The 5,179-nt window shown below is 78.7% G+C and carries 1 protein-coding gene; it reads left to right on the forward strand.

Annotated features, from left to right (window positions below):
* Nucleotides 1-120 precede the first annotated feature (120 nt).
* The coding region (locus E1291_RS38825; RefSeq protein WP_131743020.1) for a type I polyketide synthase at nucleotides 121-5,179 on the forward strand (5,059 nt) is incomplete at its 3' end.

Here is a 5,179-nt window from a genome sequence, read left to right on the forward strand (position 1 = left end):
CCCGAGGGCGGCGGCGCCGCCGGGGACGGCGACGCGGACGGCGCGGCGGACCGGCTGCGCGCCGCCGGCGCCGGCGAGCTGCTCGACTTCATCGACAACGAACTGGGCGTGTGATCGCGGATGGCCGACGACAAGCCGGTCGACGAGCGGACGCTGGTCGACTACCTGCGGCGCGTGACCGCCGACCTGCACGACACCCGGCGGCGGCTGCGCGAGGCGGAGGAACGCGGCGCCGAGCCGGTGGCCGTGGTGGAGATGGCCTGCCGGTTCCCCGGCGGGGTGACCTCGCCGGAAGAGCTGTGGGACCTCGTCGACTCCGGCGGCGACGCGATGGGCGAGTTCCCCGGAAACCGCGGCTGGGACCTGGACGGGCTGTTCCACCCCGACCCAGACCACCCAGGTACCAGCCTCGCCCGCGAGGGCGGGTTCCTGTACGACGCGGACCTGTTCGACCCGGAGTTCTTCGGGATCAGCCCGCGCGAGGCGCTCGTCCTGGACCCGCAGCAGCGGATGCTGCTGGAGGTCTCGTGGGAGCTGCTGGAGCGGGCGGGCATCCGCCCGGCGTCGCTGAAGGGCAGCCGGACCGGGGTCTACGTCGGCGCGGCGCTGCCCGGCTTCGGGACGCCGCACATCGACCGGAGCGCCGAGGGCCACCTGGTGACCGGCAACGCGCCGAGCGTCCTGTCGGGCCGCCTGTCCTACACCCTCGGGCTGGAGGGCCCGGCGGTCACGATCGACACCGCGTGCTCGTCGTCGCTGACGGCGATCCACCTGGCGTGCCACGCGCTGCGGCAGGGCGAATGCTCGCTCGCCGTCGCGGGCGGCGTGACCGTGATGGCCGTCCCCAACGTGTTCACCGAGTTCTCCCGGCAGCGGGGCCTGGCCCCCGACGGCCGCTGCAAGGCGTTCGCGGAGGCCGCCGACGGCACCGCGTTCGCCGAGGGCGCGGGCGTCGTGCTGCTGGAGCGGCTGTCGGACGCGCGCCGCAACGGCCACCGGGTCCTCGCGGTGATCCGCGGGTCCGCGCTCAACCAGGACGGCGCGAGCAACGGGCTGACCGCGCCGAACGGCCCGTCCCAGCGGCGGGTCATCGAGCGGGCGCTGGAGGCCGCGCGGCTCGCGCCGGGCGACGTCGACGCCGTGGAGGCGCACGGGACGGGGACGCGGCTGGGCGACCCGATCGAGGCGCGGGCGCTGCTGGCCGCCTACGGGCCGGGCCGTCCGGAGGACCGTCCGCTGTGGCTGGGGTCGGTGAAGTCCAACATCGGGCACACCCAGGGCGCCGCCGGGGTCGCCGGGGTCATGAAGATGGTCCTGGCGATGCGCCACGGGCGGCTGCCGGCCACCCTGCACGCCGGCCGGCCGACCTCGCACGTCGACTGGGACGCGGGCGCGGTGCGGCTGCTCGCCGAGCCCGTCGCCTGGCCGCGCGGGGCGCGCGCCCGCCGCGCCGGGGTGTCGTCGTTCGGCATCTCCGGCACCAACGCCCACCTCATCCTAGAGGAGGCGCCCGAGCCGGACCCCGAGCCGGAGCCGCGGAGCGGTGCGGCCGCGCCCGGCCCGGTGCCGTGGGTGCTGTCGGGGCGGACGGAGGGCGCGCTCGCCGCCCAGGCCGCGGCGCTGGCGGAGCACCTGGCCGCGCACCCGGACGTCCCGGCCGCCGACGTCGGCTGGTCGCTGGCGCGGACCCGGTCGGCGTTCGAGCACCGCGCGGTGATCCTCGGCACGGACCAGGGCGGCCTCACGGAGGGGCTGGCGGCCCTGGCCGATGGCCGAAGCCATGCCGCCGTGACGCGCGGCGGCCCCGCGCGGGCCGGCGACACCGCTTTCCTGTTCACCGGGCAGGGCAGCCAGCGGCCCGGCATGGGCCGGGACCTGTACCGGACCTACGGGGCATTCGCCGCCGCGTTCGACGACGCCTGCGCCCACCTCGACCCGCTGCTCGGCCGTTCGCTCCGCGACCTGGTCCTCGCCTCCGGGACCGGCGCCGAGCTGGACCGGACGGGCGTGACCCAGGCGGCCCTGTTCGCGCTGGAGATCGCCCTCTACCGGCTCGTCGAGTCGTTCGGCGTCGTGCCCGGGCACCTGGCCGGGCACTCGGTCGGCGAGATCGCCGCCGCGCACGCCGCGGGCGTGCTGTCGCTCCCGGACGCGTGCGCGCTGGTCGCCGCGCGGGGACGGCTGATGCAGGCGCTGCCCGAGGGCGGCGCGATGGCCGCCGTCCGGGCCGCGCGGGAGCACGTCCGCCCGCTGCTCGCCGGGCTGGAGGACCGCGTCGCGATCGCCGCCGTGAACGGCCCGTCCGCCGTGGTCGTGTCCGGCGACGAGGACGCCGTCGAGCGGGTCGCCGGGACGCTGCGCGACCAGGGGCACAAGGTCAGGCGGCTGCGGGTCAGCCACGCGTTCCACTCGCCGCGCATGGACCCGATGCTCGACGACTTCCGCCGCGTCGCCGAGCGCCTCGACTACCACGAGCCGCGGATCCCGGTGGTATCGAACCTGACGGGCGCCCCGGCGGGCGCCGGGGAACTCGGCGACCCCGAGTACTGGGTGCGGCACGTGCGCAGCCCGGTGCTGTTCCACGACGGCGTCCGCGCGCTCCACGCGGCGGGCGTGACCCGCTACCTGGAGCTCGGCCCTGACCCCGTCCTCACCGCCATGGCGAAGGAGGCCGCCGCCGCCGAGGAGCCCGGACCGGACGGCCCGCCCGTGTTCGCCGCGGTGCTGCGCAAGGGCCGGGACGAGCCCCGCACGCTGCTGACCGCCCTGGCCGTCCTGCACGCCGACGGCGCCGACGCCGACCTCGCCGCCGCGCTGCCGCCCGGCGCGGGCCCCGTCGCGCTGCCCACCTACCGGTTCCAGCGGCGGCGGTACTGGCGGCCCGTCCAGGACCACGCCGCGGCCGGCGCCCCGGGCGTGCGGCCCGCCGGGCACCCGCTGCTGCGCTCGGCCGCCGAGGCGGCCACCGGGGAGCTGCTGCTCACCGGGCGGCTGTCGCCGCGCACCCACCCGTGGCTGGGCGACCACGCCGTCGCCGGGACCGTGCCGCTTCCCGGCACGGCGTTCCTGGAGCTCGCCCTCGCCGCCGCCGAGCGGTCCGGCTGCGACCTCGTCGACGGCCTGACCCTGGAGGCGCCGCTGCCGCTGCCCGAGTCCGGCGCCGTCGACGTCCAGGTGGCGGTCGGGGCACCGGACGAGGCCGGGCGGCGGACGGTCGCGCTCTACTCCCGTCCCGGCGACCTCTCTCCGGACGACGCCCCCGAGGCGGGGGAGTGGCGGCGCCACGCCACCGGCACGCTCGCTCCGTCCGGCGGGGCCTGGGACGGCGCACCGGACGAGGACCTGGCCTGGCCGCCCGAGGGGGCGGCCGAGGTCGACGCCGACGAGCTCTACGCCCGCCTCGCCGACCGCGGCTACCGCTACGGCCCGGCCTTCCGCGGCGCGCGGGCCGTGTGGCGCCGCGGCGACGAGCTGTTCGCCGAGGTCGCCCTGCCCGCCGACCTGCGCGGCGACGCGGCCGAGTACGCGATCCACCCGGCGCTGCTCGACGGTGCCCTGCACATGGTCGACGAGCTCTACCCGGACGACGACGGGACCGTCCGGCTGCCGTTCTCCTTCGAGGGCGTGCGGCTGCGCGGAGCGGGCCCGTCCGAGCTGCGGGTGCGGCTCGTCCCGGCGGGGACCGACGCGTTCCGGCTGACGCTGGCCGACGGCGACGGTGCCCCCGTCGCCGTCATCGAGACGTTCGGGCTGCGGAGGGTCCCCGCCGACCGGTGGCGCACGACCGGCGCCACAGCAGGCGGGGCGGCCGGCGACGCGCTCCACCGCCTCGACTGGACGGCGCTGCCCGTCCCGGCCGAGCCGCCGGGCGAGCCCGAGGACTGGGCGGTCGCCGGGCCCGGCGACCTGGGCCTCGGTTCGCTGTTCCCGGACCTGGCGGCACTGCGCGATGCCATCTCCGGGGGACGGCCCGTCCCCGGCCTCGTTCTCGTGCCGTGCGACACCGGCGCCGACCCAGATGAGGACGAGGTGCCCGGCCGGGTCCGCGCCGACCTTCAGGGGGTGCTGGACGTCCTCCAGGACTGGCTGGCCGACGAGCGGTTCGCGGCGGCGCGGCTGGCTGTCGTGACGCGGGGCGCCGTCGCCGCGTCCGCCGACGACGCGGCGCCCGGCCTCTCCGCCGCCTCGGTCTGGGGACTGGTCCGCGCCGCGCAACTCGAACACCCGGGCCGGATCCTGCTCGTGGACCTGGACGGGGAGGACGCCTCCCTCCGCGCCCTCCGCGCCGCCCTGCCCGCCGCGGAGGCGGCCGGGGAGAACCAGCTCGCGCTGCGCGCCGGGAACGCCGCCGTCCCGCGGCTCGTCCCCGCCCGGGTCGGCCCCGACGCCGCGCCGCCCGTCCTCGACCCGGCGGGCACCGTCCTCGTCACCGGCGGGACGGGGGCGCTCGGGCGGCTCGTCGCCCGGCACCTCGTGACCGCGCACGGCGCCCGGCGGCTGCTGCTCACCGGCCGCCGCGGACCCGCCGCGGACGGCGCCGCCGAGATCGAGGCGGAGCTCACCGCTCTCGGCGCGCACGTCACCCTCGCCGCCTGCGACGCGGCCGACCCGGACGCGCTGGCCGCGCTGCTCGGCGCGATCCCGGCGGCGCACCCGCTCACGGCCGTCGTGCACGCCGCCGGGGTCGTCGACGACGGCGTGGTCACCGCCCTCACCCCCGGGCGGCTCGCCGCCGTCCTGGCGCCCAAGGCCGGCGCCGCCTGGCACCTGCACCGGCTGACCCGCGACCGCGACCTCGCGGCGTTCGTGCTGTTCTCCTCCGCGGCGTCCGTCCTCGGCAACGGCGGGCAGGGCGGCTACGCTGCGGCGAACGCGTTCCTCAACGCCCTCGCCGAGCGGCGCCGCGCGGCCGGGCTGCCCGCGACTTCGCTGGCCTGGGGCCTGTGGGAGGCGCCCGGCGGGATGGCCGGGAACCTCGACGCCGCCGACCGGGCCCGGATCATCCGTTCCGGCGTCGCCCCGATGCCCGCCGACGAGGCGCTCGCCCTGCTCGACCGGGGCCTGGCCGCCGGGGAGGCGACCCTCGTGCCGGTCCGGCTCGACCGCGCCGCCCTGCGCGCGCAGGCCGCCGCCGGGGCGCTCCCGCCCGTCCTGCGGGGCCGGACGCGCGCCCCCGCCC

It is taken from the genome of Actinomadura roseirufa, from assembly GCF_900659635.1.
Classification (GTDB): Bacteria; Actinomycetota; Actinomycetes; order Streptosporangiales; family Streptosporangiaceae; genus Spirillospora; species Spirillospora roseirufa.